This window comes from Lentzea alba (genome assembly GCF_011067745.1).
Taxonomy (GTDB): Bacteria; Actinomycetota; Actinomycetes; order Mycobacteriales; family Pseudonocardiaceae; genus Lentzea; species Lentzea alba.
On the sequence record NZ_JAAMPJ010000005.1, the window covers coordinates 521,988 to 543,635 of the forward strand.

General features: G+C 68.9%; 24 protein-coding genes. 13 read left to right on the forward strand and 11 right to left on the reverse strand.

Annotated elements, in window-relative coordinates; all coding sequences use genetic code 11:
• The first annotated feature begins 22 nt into the window (after nucleotides 1-22).
• Nucleotides 23-1,204 carry an amidohydrolase family protein gene (locus G7043_RS21560; RefSeq protein WP_166048006.1) on the forward strand — a complete coding sequence of 394 codons (1,182 nt, stop codon included), beginning with the start codon at nucleotides 23-25 and terminating at the stop codon, nucleotides 1,202-1,204.
• Here the strand turns inward: G7043_RS21560 and G7043_RS21565 are convergent.
• Genes G7043_RS21565 through G7043_RS21575 form a run of 3 tightly spaced genes read right to left on the reverse strand, consistent with a single transcriptional unit; the run spans nucleotide 1,162 to nucleotide 2,746 of the window.
• On the reverse strand, nucleotides 1,162-2,106 hold the full coding sequence (locus G7043_RS21565; protein ID WP_166048008.1) for an NAD(P)-dependent alcohol dehydrogenase: 945 nt from the start codon (nucleotides 2,104-2,106) through the stop codon (nucleotides 1,162-1,164). The two genes, G7043_RS21560 and G7043_RS21565, sit on opposite strands and share 43 nt — an antisense overlap.
• On the reverse strand, nucleotides 2,103-2,327 hold the full coding sequence (locus G7043_RS21570; RefSeq protein ID WP_313888008.1) for a helix-turn-helix transcriptional regulator: 225 nt from the start codon (nucleotides 2,325-2,327) through the stop codon (nucleotides 2,103-2,105). Before G7043_RS21570 ends, G7043_RS21565 begins: the two co-directional genes overlap by 4 nt.
• Nucleotides 2,324-2,746: a hypothetical protein gene (locus G7043_RS21575; protein WP_166048010.1), complete on the reverse strand. Its 423-nt coding sequence runs from the start codon at nucleotides 2,744-2,746 to the stop codon at nucleotides 2,324-2,326. The genes G7043_RS21570 and G7043_RS21575 overlap by 4 nt, the downstream gene beginning before the upstream one ends.
• Nucleotides 2,747-3,004: 258 nt before the next feature.
• Between G7043_RS21575 and G7043_RS21580 the strand changes: the two genes are divergently transcribed.
• Nucleotides 3,005-3,763 carry a class A beta-lactamase-related serine hydrolase gene (locus G7043_RS21580; RefSeq protein ID WP_242642474.1) on the forward strand — a complete coding sequence of 253 codons (759 nt, stop codon included), beginning with the start codon at nucleotides 3,005-3,007 and terminating at the stop codon, nucleotides 3,761-3,763.
• Between the two features lie 8 nt (nucleotides 3,764-3,771).
• On the opposite strand, the gene G7043_RS21585 is transcribed toward G7043_RS21580, so the two are convergent.
• The 4 genes from G7043_RS21585 to G7043_RS21600 all read right to left on the reverse strand — a co-directional run bounded on the left by G7043_RS21585 (nucleotide 3,772) and on the right by G7043_RS21600 (nucleotide 6,280).
• Entirely contained in the window at nucleotides 3,772-4,449 is a 678-nt protein-coding gene (locus tag G7043_RS21585; RefSeq protein ID WP_166048012.1) for an SDR family oxidoreductase, read from the reverse strand.
• Between the two features lie 25 nt (nucleotides 4,450-4,474).
• The gene (locus G7043_RS21590) at nucleotides 4,475-4,849 is read right to left on the reverse strand and encodes a VOC family protein (RefSeq protein ID WP_166048015.1); all 375 of its coding nucleotides are present in this window, start codon (nucleotides 4,847-4,849) and stop codon (nucleotides 4,475-4,477) included.
• Nucleotides 4,846-5,193: an MmcQ/YjbR family DNA-binding protein gene (locus G7043_RS21595; RefSeq protein WP_166048017.1), complete on the reverse strand. Its 348-nt coding sequence runs from the start codon at nucleotides 5,191-5,193 to the stop codon at nucleotides 4,846-4,848. Before G7043_RS21595 ends, G7043_RS21590 begins: the two co-directional genes overlap by 4 nt.
• A 172-nt stretch (nucleotides 5,194-5,365) precedes the next feature.
• Nucleotides 5,366-6,280, reverse strand: coding sequence for a DMT family transporter (locus G7043_RS21600; protein WP_207311455.1), 915 nt, complete (start codon nucleotides 6,278-6,280; stop codon nucleotides 5,366-5,368).
• Here G7043_RS21600 and G7043_RS21605 point away from each other — a divergent pair.
• The 3 genes from G7043_RS21605 (at nucleotide 6,279) to katG (ending at nucleotide 10,431) form a co-directional block, all read left to right on the forward strand.
• A complete protein-coding gene (locus tag G7043_RS21605; protein ID WP_166048018.1) occupies nucleotides 6,279-7,691 on the forward strand; it encodes an aminotransferase-like domain-containing protein in 1,413 nt (470 codons plus the stop codon). The two genes, G7043_RS21600 and G7043_RS21605, sit on opposite strands and share 2 nt — an antisense overlap.
• Nucleotides 7,692-7,758: 67 nt before the next feature.
• Nucleotides 7,759-8,193: a Fur family transcriptional regulator gene (locus G7043_RS21610; RefSeq protein WP_166048020.1), complete on the forward strand. Its 435-nt coding sequence runs from the start codon at nucleotides 7,759-7,761 to the stop codon at nucleotides 8,191-8,193.
• A gap of 18 nt (nucleotides 8,194-8,211) precedes the next feature.
• Nucleotides 8,212-10,431, forward strand: a complete 2,220-nt coding sequence (gene katG / locus G7043_RS21615) for a catalase/peroxidase HPI (RefSeq protein ID WP_166048022.1) — start codon at nucleotides 8,212-8,214, stop codon at nucleotides 10,429-10,431.
• A gap of 416 nt (nucleotides 10,432-10,847) precedes the next feature.
• On the opposite strand, the gene G7043_RS21620 is transcribed toward katG, so the two are convergent.
• Nucleotides 10,848-11,489, reverse strand: coding sequence for a DedA family protein (locus tag G7043_RS21620; protein WP_166048024.1), 642 nt, complete (start codon nucleotides 11,487-11,489; stop codon nucleotides 10,848-10,850).
• Between the two features lie 163 nt (nucleotides 11,490-11,652).
• Between G7043_RS21620 and G7043_RS21625 the strand changes: the two genes are divergently transcribed.
• The 7 genes from G7043_RS21625 to G7043_RS21655 all read left to right on the forward strand — a co-directional run bounded on the left by G7043_RS21625 (nucleotide 11,653) and on the right by G7043_RS21655 (nucleotide 18,724).
• Entirely contained in the window at nucleotides 11,653-12,777 is a 1,125-nt protein-coding gene (locus tag G7043_RS21625) for a sensor histidine kinase (protein WP_313888009.1), read from the forward strand.
• Nucleotides 12,768-13,409: a response regulator transcription factor gene (locus tag G7043_RS21630; protein ID WP_166048028.1), complete on the forward strand. Its 642-nt coding sequence runs from the start codon at nucleotides 12,768-12,770 to the stop codon at nucleotides 13,407-13,409. Before G7043_RS21625 ends, G7043_RS21630 begins: the two co-directional genes overlap by 10 nt.
• 19 nt (nucleotides 13,410-13,428) lie before the next feature.
• Nucleotides 13,429-14,184 carry a phosphotransferase gene (locus G7043_RS21635; protein ID WP_166048030.1) on the forward strand — a complete coding sequence of 252 codons (756 nt, stop codon included), beginning with the start codon at nucleotides 13,429-13,431 and terminating at the stop codon, nucleotides 14,182-14,184.
• 31 nt (nucleotides 14,185-14,215) lie between these two features.
• A complete protein-coding gene (locus tag G7043_RS21640; RefSeq protein WP_166048032.1) occupies nucleotides 14,216-15,250 on the forward strand; it encodes a heme/hemin ABC transporter substrate-binding protein in 1,035 nt (344 codons plus the stop codon).
• A gap of 78 nt (nucleotides 15,251-15,328) precedes the next feature.
• The gene (locus G7043_RS21645) at nucleotides 15,329-16,810 is read left to right on the forward strand and encodes a beta-xylosidase (protein ID WP_166048034.1); all 1,482 of its coding nucleotides are present in this window, start codon (nucleotides 15,329-15,331) and stop codon (nucleotides 16,808-16,810) included.
• Nucleotides 16,811-16,852: 42 nt separating this feature from the next.
• Nucleotides 16,853-18,169 (forward strand): hypothetical protein, encoded by a 1,317-nt coding sequence (locus G7043_RS21650; RefSeq protein ID WP_166048036.1) that lies wholly within the window; start codon nucleotides 16,853-16,855, stop codon nucleotides 18,167-18,169.
• A gap of 36 nt (nucleotides 18,170-18,205) precedes the next feature.
• Entirely contained in the window at nucleotides 18,206-18,724 is a 519-nt protein-coding gene (locus G7043_RS21655) for a pyridoxamine 5'-phosphate oxidase family protein (protein WP_166048038.1), read from the forward strand.
• Here G7043_RS21655 and G7043_RS21660 read toward each other — a convergent pair.
• Together G7043_RS21660 and G7043_RS21665 are read right to left on the reverse strand one after the other, a co-directional pair.
• Complete coding sequence (locus tag G7043_RS21660) at nucleotides 18,702-19,499, reverse strand: ergot alkaloid biosynthesis protein (protein ID WP_166048040.1); 798 nt, start codon at nucleotides 19,497-19,499, stop codon at nucleotides 18,702-18,704. The genes G7043_RS21655 and G7043_RS21660 overlap by 23 nt on opposite strands.
• On the reverse strand, nucleotides 19,496-19,879 hold the full coding sequence (locus G7043_RS21665) for a nuclear transport factor 2 family protein (RefSeq protein ID WP_166048042.1): 384 nt from the start codon (nucleotides 19,877-19,879) through the stop codon (nucleotides 19,496-19,498). Before G7043_RS21665 ends, G7043_RS21660 begins: the two co-directional genes overlap by 4 nt.
• 92 nt (nucleotides 19,880-19,971) lie before the next feature.
• Here G7043_RS21665 and G7043_RS21670 point away from each other — a divergent pair, with 92 nt between their 5' ends.
• Nucleotides 19,972-20,559: a TetR/AcrR family transcriptional regulator gene (locus G7043_RS21670; protein WP_242642475.1), complete on the forward strand. Its 588-nt coding sequence runs from the start codon at nucleotides 19,972-19,974 to the stop codon at nucleotides 20,557-20,559.
• On the opposite strand, the gene G7043_RS21675 is transcribed toward G7043_RS21670, so the two are convergent.
• Nucleotides 20,550-21,599 (reverse strand): alkene reductase, encoded by a 1,050-nt coding sequence (locus tag G7043_RS21675; RefSeq protein WP_166048045.1) that lies wholly within the window; start codon nucleotides 21,597-21,599, stop codon nucleotides 20,550-20,552. The genes G7043_RS21670 and G7043_RS21675 overlap by 10 nt on opposite strands.
• Nucleotides 21,600-21,648 lie beyond the last annotated feature (49 nt).

The window sequence follows — 21,648 nt, forward strand, 5'->3', positions numbered from 1 at the left end:
ATGTGGGGCTCAGACTGTCCCGATGCTGGCGCTGCGAGCGGGGCGTGCTTTCGACGGTGAGCGAACACTCGCCGGACCCCTCACGGTCATCACCGAGAACGGGACCGTCAAAGCGGTCGAACAGGGCCACCCGGACGTAGCGGGTGCCGAGGTCGTCGATCTCGGCACCGCCACCGTCCTACCCGGACTCATCGACACCCACGTCCACCTGGGCGCGGACAGCGAGAACGGCGCGCTGGAGCGCCTGCCCGTGTACACCGCCGAGCAACTCGACGCGGTGATCGCGGAAAGCCTGCGCCGCCACCTCTCGGCCGGCGTCACCACGGTCCGCGACCTGGGCGACCACCAGTGGTCCGTGATCGACCAGCGGGACCGCCACCAGCAGCGCGTGCTCGGCTCCGGCCCGCCCATCACGTGCAGGCGGGGCCACTGCTGGTCGATGGGCGGTGAGGCCTGCGATGAGGAGGAGCTGCGCCGAGCCGTCCGCGAGCGGGCCGAGCGCCGGGTCGACGTCGTGAAGATCATGGCCAGCGGCGGCTTCGCGACACCCGGCACCGACGTCTCCGACTGCCAGTTCACCGAGCAGGAGCTCCGCGTCGTGGTCGAGGAAGCCCACGCGCACGGGCTGCCGGTGACCGCCCACTCCCACAGCCTCGCCTCGGCGCAGCGAGCCGTGGCCGCGGGGGTGGACGGACTCGAACACCTCTCGTGCCTGAGCGAGCACGGCATGCACGTCCCCGAGGAGCTGCTGGACGCGCTGGCGGAGGCGGAGATCACGGTCTGCCACACGCTCGGCGTCACGCAGGAACCGCCGCCCTTCATCCGGGAGGCGTGGGAGAAGATCGGCATGAGTCTGGCCGCCAAGATCAGCATGGCCGGTCTGATGTACGACCACGGCATCAGGACCGTCGCCGGCACCGATGGCGGTATCGGCAGCGGCAAGGGACACGGGCTCATCGCCTACTCCGTCACCGACCTGGTCAAGGGCGGCGTGCCGAACGCGGCCGCGCTGGCCGCGGCCACCAGTCAGGCGGCGAGGGCGCTCAGCCTCACCAAGGGAATGCTCAGACCTGGCTGGGATGCGGACATCATCGCCGTGCAAGGAGATCCCATGCGGGACATCACGGCGCTGCACGACGTGACCACCGTGATCATCGGCGGTCAGATCGTGACGACGACCTTGCCGCGCGACCGTCGCGAGTAGACGTGCTCGATCGCGTCGAGTGCCTCGGACAACGAGAAAGTCCGTTCCACCGCGGGTTTCACGCTGCCCGCTTCGATCAGCACCCGCAGCTCGTCGAACACATCTGCGCGTTCGGTGGACATCAACGGTACGAACTTCTTCGACGAGAACGGGTTCAGCGCGACCGATCCCAAGGCCTTGTGGAACCCGCCCGTGATCGATCCCCCGGTCTCCGCGCCGACCAGCACGATCCTGCCGCGTTCGGTGGCCGCCTTGCGCAGCCTGGACAACGACCGGCCGCCGCCGCAGTCGAGAATCAGGTCGTACGTGCCGGTGAAATCCGCGACCGTGTAGTCGAAGACCTCGTCGGCGCCCAGCGACCGCACCAGCTCGACCTTGCGCGTGCTGCACACCCCGGTCACATGTGCGCCCAGGGCTTTCGCGATCTGGACGCCGTACGACCCGACACCACCACCGGCGCCGGTCACCAGAACCCGTTGCCCCGGTTGAACTCCGCGCAGCCCCTGCAACGCCGTGCCGCCCGAGATCGGCACCGCCGCGGCTTCGGTGAACGAGACGCCCTCCGGCTTGCGCGCGAGGCGTGAGACCGGCGCGACGGCGCACTCGGCGAACGACCCCTCGCACGTGCCGAACACCTCGTCGCCGACGGCGAACTCGGTCACCCCGGTACCGAGCGCGGTCACGACACCGGCGACGTCACGTCCGGGGACCGGCGACTTCGGTCCGCGGAACCCGAAACCGAGGAACCGCAAGAGGTACGGCTTGCCGGTGAGCAGGTGCCAGACGCCCATGTCGACGCCCGCCGCCCGCACCTCCAGCAGAACCTCACCCTGCCCAGGCACAGGCACATCGAGCTCACCGAGCACCGCCGATCCGTATCTTCGTTGCACAACAGCCTTCACAGCTCTTCCTCCTCCGGGTACTGGAACACTTCTTCGAGCGACACCTCGAACACGCGCGCGATCTTGAACGCCACCTCCAGCGAGGGCGAGTACTTGCCCTGCTCGATGGCGATCAACGTCTGCCGCGTCACGCCGATGGCCGCGGCGAGGTCGGCCTGCTTCATCTCGCCGCGGGCGAACCGCAGGGCACGGATGGAGTTCGTGACTTTCGTGGGCTTCACAGCATTCCCCGCCGGTAGAACACGATCTTCGCCACCGAACCGAGCACCGCGGACAGCACGAAGCACAGGTAGAGCACGTTCGCGATCCAGAAGTACGGCGCCTCGAACATCGCCAGCGCCATCGCGGACACGCCGCCGATGACGACGAACGACTGCCCGATGTGGTCACCGAACCGGCCGATCTCCCGATCCCGTTCGTCGGCCTGCAGCCCGTCGTTGCGCGAGGCGATGCCGAACCAGATCCCGGACACGATGCCGGCGACGATCCCGAACAGGATCGTCCACAGCATCGCCCCGACGTACGGCGCTTCGACCAGTGGACGTCCTGCGGCCCCGTTCAGGACAAGCACGACGTACACGGCATAACCGACCACGGCGATAACACCTAAAGCCCACGCCTGCTTCTCTTCGAAAGCCATGGTCCCGCTCCTGATGTCAAAGAAACCTGACACGACCAAGGTAAAGCGAAGCAGACACCGTGTCAAACTTCTTTGACTTGTCCTGTGACTTGATCGGCGCGTCCGTATGGCGGTCGACTGCCTCCGATCGGACCCATTAGCGTGCGACGCATGCTCCGTCCGATCCTTGTTGCGTGCGCGCTTGCCCTCACCGCGTGTGGTCAAGCCACGCCGGCGGAAACACCCGCTGGGACAAGCACGCAGCCGCCGTCGCCCACCTTGGCCGCCGCACCCCTGGTCGCCACGCCCGAGGTCTGCCCACTGCCCGACAGCGGCTTCGAGTGCGGGCTCCAGAAGCGGATCGTGGAGGCGCGGAACTACGCCGAGACCAGGCCCGGCACCGTCGGAATCGTGCTGCGCGACCGCAAGTCCGGCGTGACCTGGCGCAACGACCACGCCGACGACATGACGTGGACGGCGTCGACGATCAAGCTCGCGATGGTCGTGAACCTGCTGGAGCGCAACCGGTCCGGCAAGATCAAGCTGACCGCCGACGACCGCCGGCTGATGACCGCCATGCTGCACAGTTCCGACGACGACGCGGCAGACACGCTGTGGAAGCGGTACGGCGGCGCGACGTTCAACGCGGCGTTCCCCAAGTACGGCATGACCGACTTGGTGGCCCAAAAGGGATATTCGGCCAGTTTTCCCTACTGGGGCTTCGAGAAGTGCACGACGAACGACCTCGACCGGCTGATCAACTACGTGCTCGACACCGTGCCGGCGGAGGATCGCGCCTACATCGTCGACCAGATGCGACAGGTCGGCCCCGAGCAGCAGTGGGGCGTGTGGGGACCCGACTCCGGCACGAAGAACGGCTGGTCCGAAGAGGACGGTGGCTGGGTGATGAACTCGGTCGGGTTCGTCGGGCAGGACGAGCGGTACACACTCGCGATCATGAACAACCTCAAGGGCGAGGGCGCTTACGACGACGGCAAGGCCACCGACACGGAGATCACCCGCCTGCTCTTCCGCTGATCATCCGATCACGACAGCGGCTCGAAGTGAAACGAGCGGATGAAGCAGTCGCGTGGCTGGTTCACCGCGAACAGCACGCAATCCGCCACGGACTGCGCGGTCAGCACACCGTCGCGGGGTGCGTTGTCGTCGTTGTCGAAGTCCGGCGGATACAGCGCGATCATCCGGATCCCCTCCGGCCGCAGCCGTTGCGACATGATCTCCGCGTATCGGGCCTGCCCCGCCTTGGCCGTGTGGAACGCCGCGTGCGCGATGTGTGCTGGATCGCTGCGCGACTCGGCTTCCAGGGACACGATCGTCACGACATCCGCACGTTCGGAACGACGCAGCAACGGCAGGAAGTTCTCGGTCACCAGCACCGTTCCCGCCGCACCGGACAGGATCGTCCGCACGATGCTCTCGTCGTCCGCCTGGGACTCCGCGAGGAAGGCCGCACCGTTGTTCACCAGCACGTCCACGTGACCGAGCAGTTCCTCTGCCTGCTCAGCACAGCGCCGGACCGACGCCGGATCCGTCAGGTCACACCTCAGCGCGTGCGCGCCGGGCAACAGGTCGCCAGTGCGTTGCGCGGCAGCGAGATCGCGAGCTGTGACCACGATTGTGGCGCCCTGGGCGGCGAACCGCCGCGCGATCGTGCGCCCGAAGCCCCTGCCACCACCGGTGATCACCACGTTCACGCCGAACATGGTCCAACCTCCATCAGGCTGGAGGTCAAGTCGCGGACGCGACGTCCTGAATCGACTCCCACAGGCAGAGCACGGTGCCCTCGCTGTCCTTGACGTACTGCGAGAACCCGTAATCCCCCACGCGTTCCTTGGCGTTGAGCAAGGCACCACCCGCGTCGACGACCTTCCGCGCCACGTCGTCGATGCCCGGCACCTCGATGATGAGCACCGGCCCCTGCACGAACTCGGTGCGCGGCGAGATCCCGCCGTCGCTGTCCGCGGGGTCGACGGGCTCGCCGTCGGTGTCCACCAGCACGTAGCCGAACGGCAGTTGCTGCGCCGACCACCCGAAGACGTCGCGGTAGAACGCCGTGGCGCGGGCCAGGTCGTCGGCGGGCAGCTCGAACTTGACCCTGCTCATCGCGCGAGGTCCGGCACCTGGGCGACGAGCTCGTCCGGCGCCGACAACCGCCACGCCTCGAACACCAGCTCCGCCAGCTCGTCGGCCTCGATGCCGTCCAGGTACACCACGACCCAGCCGAAGCCTCCCGCGGTGAACTGCACCTCGAACACGTCCGGCCGTTCGGCGACCAGCGCCAGTTGCTCGGACAGCGTCTGCTTCAGCCCGACGGTCTGCGTGCGCGGCCAGAAGTAGCCGAAGATCTTGCCCCGCACGCGGAACGTGTCGTACTGCTGCCCGGAGGAGCGCTGCACCTCGGCGAGCGCGTCCACGATCTTGAAGAGTTCCTTGTCCGGTGTTGCCACTGCCGACCCCCAAAGCCGAAGAGCAGCAGTATAGGAGCCAGGCGGTCGAGACGAACATCCTTGTGTGGTCAGCGATCAGTGCCGCGGCGGCGCGCCGAACACGGAGTTCGCGGGGATGGTGATCACGCCGATGCTGAGGGTTCGGCCGAGGTGCGCGAGATCGACGGCAGGATCAGCGAACTGGTTGACCCGCGGCGACCGCCGTCGGTGTGACACGGCTGCGTTGGGTCAACACGACGCACACGACCACGACCGCCGCGGTGGCGAGGGCGGGCCAGCCGACCTGTTCGCCCAGCACCACGGCCGACCACATGAGGGTCAGGACCGGTTGGGCCAGCTGGATCTGGCCGATCTTGGCCACGCCGCCCGCGGCCAGGCCCGCGTACCAGGCGAAGAAGCCCAGGAACATCGAGATCAGGGCCACGTAGCCGAAACTGAGCCACACGACGGGCGTGGCGCGCGAGAAGTCCGCTGTGTAGCAGGAAATCGGGATCGTCACCGGCAGTGAGACGACCAACGCCCAGCAGACCGTTCGCGCGCCGCCCAGTTCGCGGGAGAGCGCGCCGCCTTCGGCGTAGCCCAGGCCGCACAGGACGACCGCGATCAGCAGGTAGACGTCTGCGGTGCCGAGCGAGCCGGAGAAGCCGCCGCCGGTGGCCACGAAGGCCAGCACCGCCAGCAGGCCGGCGCCGCTGGAGAGCCAGAAGGCGGCGGGCGGGCGTTCGCCGGCGCGCAGGACCGCCCAGATCGCCGTGCACATGGGCAGCACGGCGATCACCACGGCGCCGTGGGCCGAGGTCTGGGTGGTGAGGGCCAGGGAGGTGAAGAGCGGGAAGCCGATCACGATGCCCACGGCGACGATGACCAGACGGCGCACCTGCGTTACCGAGGGGCGGGGTGCACGTGATAACGCGAGGTAGGCGATCGCCAGGACGCCGGCGACGGCCGCGCGTCCGAACGCGACGAACCACGGGTCGAGACCGGCCACTGCCAAGCGCGTTGCCGGGAGGGAGAAGCTGAAACCCAGCACGCCCAGCGCGCCGAGTGTTACCCCTGCGGGCAGGATAACGTTACTCTTGGCTCTCATGAATGATGATAACGCAGCCGTCCGCGTTATCGAGGATCTGAGAGCTGCGGCACTCGCCGGGCGGGCGGGCGACCGCATGCCGTCGGTGCGTGAGCTGATGGCGCGGCACCGGGCCTCGCCCGCGACGGTGCAGCAGGCGATCCAGCGCGTGGCGGCCGAGGGTCTCGTCGAGGTGCGGCCCGGCCGGGGCAGCTACGTCGCCCAGCACACGCCCGCCACCAGCCACGACCTGTCGTGGCAGGCCGTCGCGCTCGGCGAGGGCAGGCCGGGCGAGGAGCTCGTGGCGAACCTCCTCGCGGTGCCGAAACCCGAGGTCATCCCGTTGTCCAGCGGCTACCTCGACCCCGACCTGCAGCCCGCGGATGCACTCGGCGCCGCGTTGAGCCGGGCGGCCCGGCGGCCCGCGTCGTGGGGACGCGTGCCGGTCGAGGGCAAGGAAGAGCTGCGCGCGTGGTTCGCGAAGGAGGCGGGCGGCGAGCTCAGGGCCGGCGACATGACGGTGTGCGCGGGCGCGCAGGAAGCGCTCGCGACGGTGTTCCGCGGGCTCGGTGGCCGCGGCGACACGGTGCTCGTCGAGTCGCCCACCTACCTCGGCGCGATCGCGGCCGCGCACGACGCCGGTCTCAAGGTCGTGCCGGTGCCGGCGGATCAGGACGGCGTGCGGCCGGACCTGCTCCAGGCCGCGTTCGAGCGGACCGGCTCGAAGCTCTTCTACTGCCAGCCGTTGCACGCGAACCCGCACGGCGCGGTGCTGTCCGACGAACGACGGCCGGAAGTCATGCGGATCATCCGCAGCTTCGGCGCGTTCCTGGTCGAGGACGACTGGGCGCGCGGCTTCACGATCGATGGCACCGCGCCGCCGACGCTCGCCTCACAGGACTACGACGGTCACGTCGTCTACGTGCGCTCGCTGACCAAGGTCGCCGCGCCGGGGCTGCGCGTCGCCGTGATCGGGGCTCGCGGACCGGCCGGCACCCGGCTGAAGAACACCAGGTCGCGGCAGGACCTGTACGTCGCGGGGCCGTTGCAGGAGGCCGCGATCGACTTCGTGACGTCCCCGGTCTGGCGCCGGCATCTGCGCATGCTCCAGCAGTCCTTGAGGTCCAGGCGCGACGCTCTGTCGCGCGCGATCCGCGAGCACCTGCCGGAGTTCGGGATCGCGCGGTCGTCCGGGGGCCTGCACCTGTGGGTGACGTTGCCGGACGGCGTCGACGACCTGGAGCTGACGACGGCCGCCGCGGCGCGTGACGTGGTGGTGTCCCCGGGACGGCCCTGGTTCGCCGCTGAACCGCCGGGCAGTTTTCTTCGTTTGACCTACGGCGGCGCACCTGAGCACGTGCTCGCCGAGGGCGTGCGGCGGCTGGCCGACGCCGTGACCGCCGTGTCTGACGTGTCTGTCGTGCGGCGATGACACGGTCGAGTGATTTGCATCGTTCGTTAACTTGACTCACTCCAGAAAAGACGGCATGGTGAGTCCCGTGCCCACGGCTTCTGACTTCGAGCGCATGTTGCGTGGAGCGTCACTTCGGGTGACGGCTCCGCGGATGGCTGTGCTGTCCGCGGTGCACGGCCATCCGCACGCCGACACGGACTCGATCATCGGTGTCGTGCGTCAGAACCTCGGCGCGGTCTCCCATCAGGCCGTGTACGACGTGCTCCGGGCGTTGACCGGAGCCGGCCTGTTGCGACGCATCGAGCCCCAGGGCTCGGTCGCGCGTTATGAGGCTCGCGTCGGGGACAACCACCACCACGTCGTGTGCCGTTCCTGTGGTGCCATCGCGGACGTCGACTGCGCAGTCGGCGCCGCACCGTGCCTGGACGCATCCGACGACCACGGGTTCGTCATCGACGAGGCCGAGGTCATCTACTGGGGCACCTGCCCCGAGTGCACGACCGCCGCGAAAAGTTCCTGAACACCCGGAAGGATTCCCGTGTCCGACAGCACTGACGCCAAGGTGAGCGAGTCGCAGGGTGAGTGCCCGGTCGCCCACAGCCGACGCAGCCACCCCAGCGAGGGCGGCAGCAACCGCGACTGGTGGCCCAACCAGCTCAACCTCCGGATCCTCCGCAAGCACCCCGTCCAGGCCAACCCCATGGGCGGTGAGTTCGACTACGGCAAGGAATTCCTGACCGTCGACCTCGACGAGCTGGCGCGCGACGTCGACGCCGTGCTGACCGAGTCGAAGGACTGGTGGCCCGCGGACTTCGGCCACTACGGCCCGTTCATGATCCGCATGGCGTGGCACAGCGCGGGCACGTACCGCACCCACGACGGCCGCGGTGGCGCCGGCGCGGGCATGCAGCGCTTCGCTCCGCTGAACAGCTGGCCGGACAACGGCAACCTCGACAAGGCCCGCCGCCTGCTGTGGCCGGTCAAGAAGAAGTGGGGCCGCAAGGTCTCCTGGGCCGACCTCATGATCTTCACGGGCAACCGCGCGCTGGAGACCATGGGCTTCGAGACCTTCGGCTTCGCCGGTGGCCGCGCGGACGTGTGGGAGCCGGACGAGGACGTGTACTGGGGCCCGGAGACCGAGTGGCTCGGTGGCGACGCGCGCTACAGCGGTGAGCGCGACCTCGAGTCCCCGCTGGCCGCGGTGCAGATGGGTCTGATCTACGTCAACCCCGAGGGCCCGAACGGCAACCCGGACCCGCTGGCCGCCGCCCGCGACATCCGCGAGACGTTCGGCCGCATGGGCATGAACGACGAGGAGACCGTCGCCCTCATCGCCGGTGGCCACACCTTCGGCAAGGCGCACGGTGCCGGCGACCCGTCGCTGGTCGGCGTCGAGCCCGAGGGCTCGCTGATGGACGCGCAGGGCTTCGGCTGGATCAGCACGCACGGCAGCGGTAAGGGCCGTGACGCGATCACCTCCGGCCTCGAGGTGACCTGGACCCAGCAGCCCACCAAGTGGACGAACCTGTTCTTCCAGAACCTGTTCGCGTTCGAGTGGGAGCTCACCAAGTCCCCGGCCGGCGCGCACCAGTGGAAGCCGAAGGACGGCGCGGGCGCCAACACCGTGCCGGACCCCGAGGACGGCACGCTCAACCGCACGCCGATGATGCTGACCACGGACCTCGCGCTGCGGTTCGACCCGATCTACGAGCCGATCTCGCGCAAGTTCGCGGAGAGCCACGAGGCGTTCGCGGACGCCTTCTCCCGCGCGTGGTTCAAGCTGACCCACCGCGACATGGGCCCGATCCAGCGCTACCTCGGCCCGCAGGTGCCGCAGGAGGAGCTGATCTGGCAGGACCGTCTGCCGGTCGTCGACCACGAGCTCGTCTCGGCTGACGACGTGGCCGCGCTCAAGGCCAAGATCCTCGAGTCGGGTCTCTCGATCTCGCAGCTGGTCAAGACCGCGTGGGCCTCGGCCTCGTCGTTCCGCCAGAGCGACAAGCGCGGCGGCGCGAACGGTGCCCGCATCCGCCTGGAGCCGCAGCGCGGCTGGGAGGTCAACGAGCCCGACCAGCTCGCCCAGGTGCTGCGCGTCCTCGAAGGCGTGCAGGAAGCCTTCAACAGCGCGCAGACCGGCGGCAAGAAGGTCTCGCTGGCCGACCTGATCGTCCTCGGCGGCGCCGCGGCGATCGAGCAGGCCGCCAAGTCCGCCGGTCACTCCGTCGAGGTGCCGTTCCTCGCGGGCCGCGCCGACGCCACCCAGGAGCAGACCGACGCGGAGTCGTTCGCGGTCCTGGAGCCCGTCGTCGACGGCTTCCGCAACTTCGGCAACAAGGCCACCCGCCTGCCGTCGGAGTACCTGCTGATCGACAGGGCGAACCTGCTCGGCCTCTCCGCCCCGGAGATGACCGTGCTGGTCGGCGGCCTGCGCGTGCTGGGCGCCAACCACGGCGGTTCGACCGCGGGCGTGCTCACCGCCAAGCCCGAGACGCTGACCAACGACTTCTTCGTCAACCTGCTCGACATGGAGACGGAGTGGAAGTCGGTCACCGACGACCAGGAGAACTTCGAGGGCCGCGACCGCGCCACCGGTGCCGTCCGCTGGACCGCCACGCGCAACGACCTGGTGTTCGGCTCGAACTCGGAGCTGCGCGCCGTCGCCGAGGTCTACGCGAGTGACGACGCGTCCGAGAAGTTCGTCGTGGACTTCGTCCAGGCCTGGAACAAGGTCATGAACGCGGACCGCTACGACGTCTGATCCAGCCCCACTCCGGTACCCCAGGCCACTCCCCCGGCCTGGGGTACCGTCGTTTCGACGGGGTGACGCTCTCGGGCACAGTTCCGCCTCCTGGGTCCACTTCGGACAGCCGGTGCTGATACGGCCGCGCCGGATTGCGTTGCGCGGCAACGTCGTTCGCTGAGACGGATTCGTCTCTGAGTAAGCAACAGGCCAGAAGTCATGTCCGAAACCCCGTGGCCTCCGTGGCCTCCGCGCTGATGGCGAGATGGTAGTAGAAAACTGCCGACGCAAGCGTTTGCTGATCACGCCAGCTACTACCAACTTCCCTCACCAACACCATGAGAGCGCAACCAGCCCGACGCCCGCGTTCCGCTGGCAGGGTTCCCGGTCTGCGACGCTGACGTGACCGAGCCTGATTGTGTTGCGCGGCAGCGTCATCGGTTGATGCGCGGTAACACGGCGGTGGCCTCGGGGTCGCCCTTCGAGCGCTGGCGCAGGCGCGTTACCACGAACAGGACGAGTGCGATGGCCACGGCGGCCAGCACGAGCTTTTGGAAGATGCCGGCGTAGGCCTCGACGCGGTGCCAGTTCTCGCCGAGCAGGTAGCCGGCGCCTACGAACACAGTGTTCCAGATCAGGCTGCCCAGGGTGGTGAGTGCCAGGAATTGCGGGAAGTTCATGCGTTCCACGCCCGCAGGCAGGGAGATGAAGCTGCGGAACAGCGGCACCATTCGGCCGAAGAACACGGCTTTGGTGCCGTGGCGGGTGAACCAGGCTTCGGTTTTGTCGAAGTCGGCGACGTTGACCAGGGGGATGCGGGACACCAGGCGGCGGGTGCGGTCACGGCCCAGGAGCATGCCCGCCAGGTAGACGATCACGGCGCCGGCCACGGAGCCCAGGGTGGTCCAGAACAGGGCCGCGGGCAGGCTGAACACGCCCTTGCTCGCGGAGAAGCCTGCCAGGGGCAGCACCAGCTCGCTCGGGATCGGCGGGAACAGGTTGTCCAGGCCCACGATCACGGCCGCGCCGAAGCCTCCCAGCGTTTCCATTACGCGCACGGCCCATTCAGCCAGCATTGATTTCCCCTTTGCAGTGGTGGGTTTGGTTGGGGTCAACGCTAGGAAGTGGTGGGGGTGGGCGCCATGAGGTCGACCGTTGAGAATTGGGGTGGGAAACCGCAGGGGAATACTGTGGGAAACCGCAATGCCGGGGCTGAGCAGGGCCAGTACGGTGGCGAACGTGCATCAGGACGAGCGGCTCAGCGCGGGATCGCTGGTGCGTGGGTGGTTCCGGACGTTCTACGGCGTGTTGATGGGGGCGTGGACCGCCCTGCCTGACCTGTTGGCGGCGGTGCTGGGCGTCGGCGTGGTCAAGATGACCGAGCTCGAACTCCTCCGGATCGCGCGGTACGGCGAGGCGGCGCACGCCGATCCGCTCACGCCGCGGCGGTGCCAGCGGTACCTCGGGGTGCGGTGGCTGGTGGGCGGCATGGGCGTCGGGGTGATCCTGATGTTGATGCTGTACCTCGCCACGGCGCTGTCGATGATCACGGCGTGGCTCTTCGACGGCACGTGGGGGCTGGTCAAGGACGGCGACGTGGTCGACACGCAGCTGATCCTGGTGGCGACGGTGCCGGGCACGCTGCTCATCTTCGTCACGCTGGCCGGGATCACCGGGGTGGCGAAGCTCGACCAGTGGCTCGCCACCACGATGCTCGGGACCAGCCAGCAAACGCTGCTGCGCCAACGGGTCGCGGAGCTCACCAGCACGCGGGCCGAGGTGATCGAGGCGATTGACGACGAGCGCCGCCGGATCGAGCGGGACCTGCACGACGGGGTTCAGCAGCGGCTCGTCGCGCTCGGGATGTTGATCGGGCGGGCGCGCAGGACGAAGAACGACGAGCAGCTCCAGCAGCTGCTGCGCCAGGCGCACGACACCGCGGGCGAGGCCATCGACGAACTGCGCGAGGTCGCGACGCGGGTCTACCCGGCCGTGCTCGACGACTCCGGCCTGGACACCGCGCTGGAGGTGCTGGCGGAGCGGTCGAGCGTGCGCGTCGAGATCAGCAACGAACTGCGGGAGTCGCCCGGCACCGCGCTGGAGACGGTGATCTACTTCGTGGTGTCCGAGGCCGTCACCAACGCGGCCAAGCACGCCTCGCCGTCGGTCGTCGAAATCTCGGTGTGGCAGAGCCAGCAGGACATCGTGGTGGTGGTCAGGGACGACGGCGTCGGTGGCGCCGACCCGAGCGGCAGCGGGCTGTCCGGGCTCGCGAGGAGGGTCAAGGCGGTGGACGGTGGCTTCGAAGTGATCAGCCCGCAGGGCGGTCCCACCACGATCTGCGCGAGGGTGCCGTGCGCGTGATCCTGGCCGAGGACTCGACGCTGCTGCGCGAGGGCCTCATCCGCCTGCTGGCCGAGGAGGGCCACGACGTGGTGGCCGCCGTCGGCACGGCGCCGGAGTTGCTCGACGCCACCGCGGAGCACCTGCCGGACATCGTGGTCACCGACGTCCGGATGCCGCCGGACCACAAGGACGACGGCATGCGCGCCGCGCTCGCGATCCGTCAGAACCACCCCGAGGTCGCCGTGCTCGTGCTCTCCCAGTACGTCGAGAACCGCTACGCCACCGAACTGATCACCGGCGGCAGCAAGGTCGGCTACCTGCTCAAGGACCGCGTGGCCCAGGTCGACGAGTTCCTGGAGGCGCTGGACCGGGTGGCGGCCGGCGGTGCCGCGTTCGACCCGGAGGTCGTGCGCAGGCTGCTGACCAGGACGACCCACGTCGACCCGCTCGAAACGCTGACCAAGAGGGAGAAGGACGTCCTGGAGCTGATGGCGCAGGGCCTCACGAACGCCCGCATCTCAGCGCGGTTGCACATCTCGCAGAGCGCCGCCGAGAAGCACATCAACGCGATCTTCGACAAGCTCGGCCTCGCCGGCTCGTCCGGCCTGAGCCGCCGCGTGATGGCCGTCGTGCGCTACCTCGGTAGTTGATCAAACAGCAGGGGTGGGCGTGGAACTGGTGGGCGAAACGTTCAACGACGCCCTGATCGAGCCCGGGAAGTGGGTGGCCCGCTTCCCGCGCGCGGATCTGGCCGGCGCACGTCGACGCGCTCAGGCCCTCCAGCGCATCGGACAGCTCGGTTTGCCTTTCGCCGTACCGGAAGTCATCGAGAATCGGCTGGATCTGCCGCTGGGCGAGGCACACGTGATCATCTCGTACCTGCTCGGCGAGCCTTCGGAGACCGCGAGCGACGAGGCGGTCCTGGAGGTGCTCGACGCACTGGCGGCAGTCGAGCTGGACGACGAACTCGTTGCCCTGCTTGACGAACCGCTGCAGCACGCCGGTGGCAGCCAGGTCGCCGAGAACGTCATCGAACTCGTTTTCCCCCTGCTCGATCACGACGAACGCACGCAGGCCGCTGAAGTCCTGCAACGGTTCGCGGATCTGCCGGTGGTGAAGGGTTTCGTACACGGCGACCTCGCGCCGGTGAACCTCCGCTGGCACAACGGGAAGATCACCGGGATCATCGACTGGGACTTCGCCTGCGCCGGCGACCCCGCGCTCGACGCGGCCGCATTCGCCAACTACGGCTGGCCCCTGGTGCGGCGCGTCCGCCCCGACTTCTACGAACGCGCCCGCACGCACGCCGCGATGTTCCCGCTGACCGGCGCGGTGTCCGTGGTCCGGCAGGGTGGCGACCCGGCGAGGTTCCTCGCCTGGTTCCGCCGCCGGTGCGCGGTGCGCGAACATCCGCCAACCAGCTAACAACGACGGCGATCAGGGCTAAGTTCAAAGCGTGAGAACCTGGGTGGCTGCGCTCACGCTCGTGCTGGCAACGGGATGTACCGGCACGGTGGACCGGACCGCGCCCGAACCGACCAGAACGTCGTCGGACCAGCCCCAGGACCCCAGGCAGAAGACAGGTCCCTCGACCGCGACGGTGGCGGCACCCGACATCGTCCCGATCAGCGACGACGTCAAGCCGAAGCTGCCCACGACGGTCACCGACGCGCAGGGCACCGAGGTCACGGTGACCAGCGCCGACCGGATTCTCGCGTTCGACCAGTACGGCACGCTCGGCGCGACGGTGTTCGGTCTGGGACTCGGCGGCCGGATGGTCGGGCGCGACACCTCGACCGGATTCCCCGCCGCCGCAAAGCTTCCGCTCATCACCACGAACGGTCACCAGCTCGACGCCGAGGCGATCCGCGCGCTGCGGCCGTCCGTCGTGCTCACCGACACCACGCTCGGGCCGTGGGACGTCGTGCTGCAGCTCAGGAACTCCGGCATCCCCGTGGTCGTCACGGATTCCAGGCGTGCGGTCAACAACGTCGGCACGCTGATCCAGCAGGTCGCGGACGCGCTCGGCGTACCGGGAGAAGGCGAGAAGCTCGCCCACCGCACGACTTCGGAGATCGAGAAGGCCAAGATCGGCGCGCACCGCCTCGCGGACGGCTCGGAGCTGCGGGTCGTGTTCCTCTACGTGCGCGGCCAGTACGGGCTCTACCAGCTGTTCGGGCAGGGCACCGGCGCGGACGACCTGATCACCGCCGCCGGTGCGGTCGACGCGGCGTCTGAGGCCGGGTTGAGTGGTGCCGCATCGATCAGCCCCGAGGCGTTGTCGAAGGCCGCCCCGGACGTGATCCTCGTGACGTCGAAAGGACTCCAGTCCGTCGGCGGGGTCGAGGGCGTCACCGCAATCCCGGGGGTCGCGCAGACGCCGGCCGGGCAACAGCGCCGGATCGTCGACATGGCTGACCACCAGGTGCTGAGCTTCGGACCGCTGACCGCCGCGGTGATCGACGGCCTGGCCAGGGCGTTGTACACGTGAACCCCATTGACCAAACATGAATTGGAATTCAAACAAGGACTTCACCCGTACGGATGAGTTGATCATTATGATGGTCGGGTGCCCCTGAAACGTCGCCCTGCTGCGCTGCTCGCTGCGCTTGCACTTCTCGGTGCGGTCACGGCGTGCACGAGCCAGGCGGCCGGCGACCCGGTGGGCAAGCCCCCCACGCAGCCGGCCGCGGTGGAGACCAAGGCACCGCCACCGCGGGACAAGCTCAAGCTCACCGTCGAAAACGGCAGGCAGAGCCCCGGTACGGTGGTCGCCGGCGTCGGGGACGCGGTCTACAACTACGCGCCCGCCGTGATGCTCGACGGCGGCAAGGTGCGCACGTGGTGGTGCAGCCAGATGGGCATCGCGCAGCCGAACGGCGACGACATCCTCTACAGCGACGGCCCGAGCCCGGACGGCCCGTTCTCCACGGCACAACCGGTGTTCTCCGGCAGCGGCGGCAGCTTCGACGCCATGCACACGTGCGACCCGTCGCTGATCAAGATCGGCGACACGTACTTCCTGTACTACACGGGCGCGAGCAGGGACAACCACGCGAACGGCAGCTCCGTCGGCGTCGCGACCAGCAAGGACGGCATCAGCTGGACGCGGGCCAACAACGGCCAGGCGATCCTCGGCACGTCGAACGACATCATCCGCGAGAACACCTACGGCGCCGGCCAGCAGTCCGCCATCTACCTGGACGGCTGGGTCTACCTGCTCTTCACCGACACCACCGGGTTCGCGGCAGCCACCAACGGCGCCGGCCAGTACGTGCTGCGCTCGAAGGACCCGCTGTTCACCAAGGGTGTCGAGTCGCTCGGCCCGCAGGGCTTCAAGCCGGTGCAGAAGACCAACGAGGCCCGCACGCGGTCCGTGGTCGAGGCGTTCAGCGCGGACTGGATGTGGATCGACGCCGCGTCCACGTTCGCGATCGCCCACTCAACCGACGAGGGCACCACCATCACGTTCTGGAACAGGGAGTTCACCCGCCACCCGTACGACCCCGTGGTGATCTCCGGTTCCTGGAAAGAGGGCCCCGGCCTGGTGCGCACGCCCGAGGGCCACGCGCCGATCCACCCCGGCGGACCGTGCGACAAGGTGGCGCTGGACGTGCTGCGCGCCACCGTCAACGGAGGGTCCGGAGCGCCCACGAACATCAGCCACTTCGGCATCGACGCGCTCGGACTCAACGGCTGCGCGACGCCGGAGGAGGCGCGCGTGCTCAACGGCTTCTCGGTGCCCTCCCCCGAACGCACGGCCGACGTCGTCGTCAACGACAAGGTCATCCGGTTCGAACGTGGCTCGGCGGCGGCGAAGTACGCCCGCGGCGTGATCGGCTGGCGGCCGAAGATCGTCGACTCGTTCCAGGTCGCGGTCCGCGTCCCGGCGTCCGTGCCGGCGGTGCTCGGCCCGAACGGCCTGGCAGGGCTGCTGGTGAACAACAAGCTGCTGGTGATCCACTCGCTCGAGGTCGCCCAGCAGAACTCCTCCGAGATCACCGTGGTCACCCAGGGGCAGTGGGACCAGTACGAACGCCTGCTGGCCTGACCCCGTACCGTGCCCGGTGAACCGGGACTTGGGGGATCTGCAGTGACGGCGACGTTGGAACGACCGAAGGCGCTCGCGGAGAGCGTGATCCCGCTCCCGGTCGAGCCTCGGCACGAACGGGCCTGGCTGGGCATGGCGTTCGCGTTCCTCGGCTCGATGCTGTTCCTGCTGCTCATCCCCGCCGGCTGGGCCCGGCTCGACCACCTGTGGGCCGAGGACGGCGCCCGGTTCATGGTCGACGCGGTCCGGTTCCCGATGCTGCAGAACCTGGTCGAGCCCTACGGCGGCTACCTGCACACGCTGCCGCGCCTGGTCGCCGAAGTGGTCGCGCTGCTGCCGATCGAGTGGGCCGCCGCCGGGTTCGCGGTCACCGCCGCCGTCCTGCGCGCGCTCATCGCGTTGATCGCGTTCGCGGGCTCCAAGGCGTACCTGAGGTCGACGCCGCTGCGGTTCGCGCTGGCGGCGCTGGTCATCGTGTTGCCGGTGGGCAACTCCGAGCCGTTGAACAACATGTCGAACCTGCACTGGTTCCTGCTCTACGGCGCGTTCTGGGCGTTGTTGTGGCGCAACGCCCCGCGCTGGCCCATCGCGTTGTTCGTCTTCCTCGCCGCCGTGTCGAGCCCGCTCGTCTTCATCCTGGCGCCGATCGCGCTGGTGCGGCTCTTCCAGTCGCGCAAGGAGGTGCCGATCGCGTTCCTCGCCGGGCTGGTCGTGCAGGCGATCGCGATGATCTTCGCGACCAGGACGCCGTACTCGCACGACGAGGTCGACCCGGTGCAGGTGCTGCTGGCGAGCCTGTTGCGGGTGCCCGTGGTGGCGTTCACCGGCTCGGAGCGGGTCAGCGACTTCTACCCGGCGCAGGGCAACGCGCTGATCCTGGTGACGCTGCTGATCGCCGCGGTGCCGATCGCGGCGGGCCTGTGGTTCGGTGACCGGCCGCGCTGGACGCTGGCGCTGACCGCGGTCGCGTACAGCGTGATCGTCATCGTGGCGTGCCTGGTGCTGAACTGGACCCACGTGCTGCAGGTGCAGGCACCCGAGGTCGTGATGGCCGCGCAGCGCTACAGCATCGCGCCGTGCCTGTTCCTGTTCACCGCGATCTTCGTGGGCCTCGACGCGACACCGAGGGTGACCTGGGGACGCGCGGTGGTGGGCGGCAGCCGGTACCTGATCGGGATGATCGTCGTCGTCAGCATCTTCTGGTACCTGCAGGAGAAGGGGCCGGTGCTGAAGGGCGTGCCGTGGGACGAGAGCGTCGCGAAGGCCCGTGCGGAGTGCTCGGCCGGGGCAGCGGAGGCGCGCCTGGAGCACGAGCCGAAGGACTGGTTCTTCGTCGTTCCGTGCAACTCGCTGAGGTAGCTGTCGAAAACGCGGATCCCCGTTCGACGCAGGTGCATGACGAACACGACGATTGAGACCCGCAACCTCGACCAGTACGGCAACGCCGCCCTCCAGTGGAGCCAGGCGCGGGACCTGCTCGCCAGGGAGTCCGCGTCGAAGGACGTGCCGTTCTTCCTCAGCACCGTGCGCCCGGACGGCAGGCCGCACTCGGTGGGCATAGGCGCCGTCTGGTTCGAGGACGCGCTGTACTTCGTGAGCGGGCCGGGCACCCGCAAGTCGCGCAACCTCGCGGCGAACCCGGCCTGCACGGTGTCGGTGCGGTTGAGCAGCATGGACATCGTGCTGGAGGGCGACGCGCACCGGATCACCGACGAGTCCACTTTGGACCGGGTCGCCACGCGGTACCGCGAGTCGGGCTGGCCCGCCGAACGGGAGGGTGCGGCGTTCACCGCGCCCTACACCGCGCCGAGCGCCGGCCCGGCTCCCTGGTACGTCTACCGGATCTCGCTGACCACGGCCCACGCGGTGGCCACTGTGGAACCGGGTGGCGCTACGCGGTGGACGTTCGGCTGAGGAACTCGCGCAACGATCGGGGCGGCCGGCCCGTCACGTCCTCGACGGTCGTGCTGACCCGGTCTTCCGCGCCGCCCCGGATGTCCTCGTCGAGCGCGGCGAGGATCGCGGCGAACTCCGCGGGCAACGACGCGGCCAGCCGTTCGGTCATCTCCTCGGTGCTGACCGAACGGTGCCGGACCGGGCGCCCGGTGACTTCGGTGATGATCGCGGCGGCATCGGCGTAGCTGACCGCCTCCGGACCGGTGATCAGGTGATCTGTGTTGTGCGGCAACAGGTCCGTGAGCGCACGAGCGGCGACTGCGGCGATGTCCGCGGCGTCGACGAACCCGACCCTGCCGTCGCCGGTGGCCGTGACGATCTCGCCGGCGCGGACCCCGGCCGCGACCACGTGGTCGCCGGTGAAGTTCTGCATGAACCACGACGGCCGCAGCACCGTCCACTCCGGCATGGTCCTGACCAGCGCGGGGAGAGCGCCCATCCCCGTGGCGCTCTCCCGCACCGCGGACGAGCTCAGCAGTACCACTCGCCGCACGAGCCGCGCTCGAGCGAGGAACGACTCGACCACCGGAACCGGATCAGCCTGCCCGACCGGAGGGATCAGGTACACCCCGTCTATCCCGCGAAGAGCATCTTCAAACGTCGCCGGATCGTCCCAGTCGAACCGGACGTGGTTGTCCTGCGCGGGTTTCCGCGTGCCGATGCGGGCGTCGGGCAACAACGACGCGAGCCGGCTGCCGGTCGTTCCGGTACCACCGATGACCAGCACACTCATGCCGAAAGCTCCTGCACGTAGAGCGGGTTCCAGTAGTCGCGGTAGGACACGATCTCGCCGTTCCGGACGGTGATCACCGCGATGTACGAGAACCGGTACGGCTTGCCGGTCGCGACCACCACGCCCTCGGCGTCGAACTCGACCACCGCGACGTCCGGGTTCGTGCTCTGGTGCACGACCTGCGTGGGAAAGCCCTGGACGTCGAGCATCTTCGGGTAGTCGCGCAGGTAGTCCTCGATCGCCGCACGCCCTTCCAGCCGCGACGGGTAGCCAGGTGGGGCGAACGGGAACTCCATCACGCCGTCCTCGGCCCACAGTCCCGCGAACCCGGTCATGTCCTTGTCCAGCAGCAGTTGCAACGCCCTCGGGATGAGGTCCATGAAAACTCCCAACGAAATGGACGGGACGGTACCGTCCCGTCCACCACGTTAGGCGGGACGGGACCGTCCCGTCCAGTCCTATGATGTGCGTCATGACCAAGCGCACCCCGACCGGCGCCGCAGTGCTGCAGCCTCAGGTCACGTCCGCGATCACCGAGGCCGTGCTCGACGAGCTCGCGCTGCACGGTTACGGCCGGCTGTCGATGGAGGCGGTGGCCAAACGCGCGGAGGTCGGCAAGAGCGCGCTCTACCGGCGTTGGCCGTCCAAACAGGACATGGTGGTCGCGGCGCTGGCGGAGTTCTCCGTGCCACTGGCCGAAATCCCGGACACCGGCTCGTTGCGCGGCGATCTGCTGGCCACCGTCACGGCCGTGCACGACTGGTTGAGCCACCCGCGGTTCGGCACGATCCTGCCGGACCTCACCGCCGAGGCCGTCCGCAATCCCGCGCTGGCCGAGGCGATCGCGGCGACCATCGGCGAACCGCGCCGCGAACTCGGCGCCATCGCGTTGCGGCGCGCGGTCGAACGTCGTGAGCTACCAGCGTATTTCGACGTCGAGATCGCACTCGACCTGATCGCTGCGCCCGTCTACTGGCGACTGTCGGTGCGCCGCGCGGAGATCGAACCCGACTACCTCGAACGGCTCGTCGACCACCTGATGCGCGCGCTTCAGTGCTGATAGCTGGGGTGGTCGACGTAGCCGGCCTCGGTCTGGAACCAGGTCTCGCGGTCCGTGCTGACGAGCGGTAGCCCGAGGCGGAACCGTTCGACGAGGTCGGGATTGCCGAGGTAGGCGCGGCCGTAGCTGATCAGGTCGGCGCCGTTGGCGAGCCAGCGTTCACCCTGCTCGCGGGTGCTCTCGTGCGGCCCGATCTGGCCACCGGGGTTGAGGATGAACGCCGTCGGCCACGCCTTGCGCAGCCCCATCAGCACGTCGTCGTCCGCGGTCGCGAGCACGTGGATGTACGCGATGTCCGGCAACGCCCGCAGCAGCGCCGAGTAGAGCGCGGGCACGTCGTCCTCGACGATGTCCTGGACCTGGCCGCCGGGCGACAGCCGGATGCCGACCCGGTCCGCACCGATGGCGTCCACCGCCGCTTCGACCGCTTCGACGGCGAACCGGATGCGTCCGGCGACCGAGCCGCCGTACTCGTCGTCGCGTTGGTTCGCGTTGGAGGACAGGAACTGCTGGATCAGGTAACCGTTCGCGCCGTGCAGCTCGACCCCGTCGAACCCCGCTTCGACCGCCAGCCGGGCCGCGTCCCCGAACGCCCGCACCTGGTCCCGCACCCCCGAGGCGGTCAGCGCCACCGGCACCGGCGCGGGCTTGATCCCCGTCGGCGTGAACACCTCGCTGGTGGACGCGATCGCCGACGGCGCCACGGGGTGGTGCCCGGCGACCTCGACGTGGCCGATGCGGCCACCGTGCATGAGCTGGGCGAAGATCCGGCCGCCGTTGGCGTGCACGGCATCCGTGACCACCCGCCACGCCGCGACCTGCTCGGCGTTGTGGATGCCGGGCATGAACGGACCGGCCTGGCCCGGCTCGTTCGGGTGCACGCCCTCCGTGACGATGAGCCCGGCGGTGGCGCGTTGGGCGTAGTAGGTGGCGGTCGTCGCGATCGGTTTGCCGTCCACGGCCCGTGCGCGCGTCATCGGCGCCATGACCAGGCGGTTCGGCAGGGTCAGATTTCCGAGTCGGTAGCTGCTGAGAAGCATGAGCACTACGCTAGAAACCTGACATTGACGTCAGAGGTAGCTTTTGTGG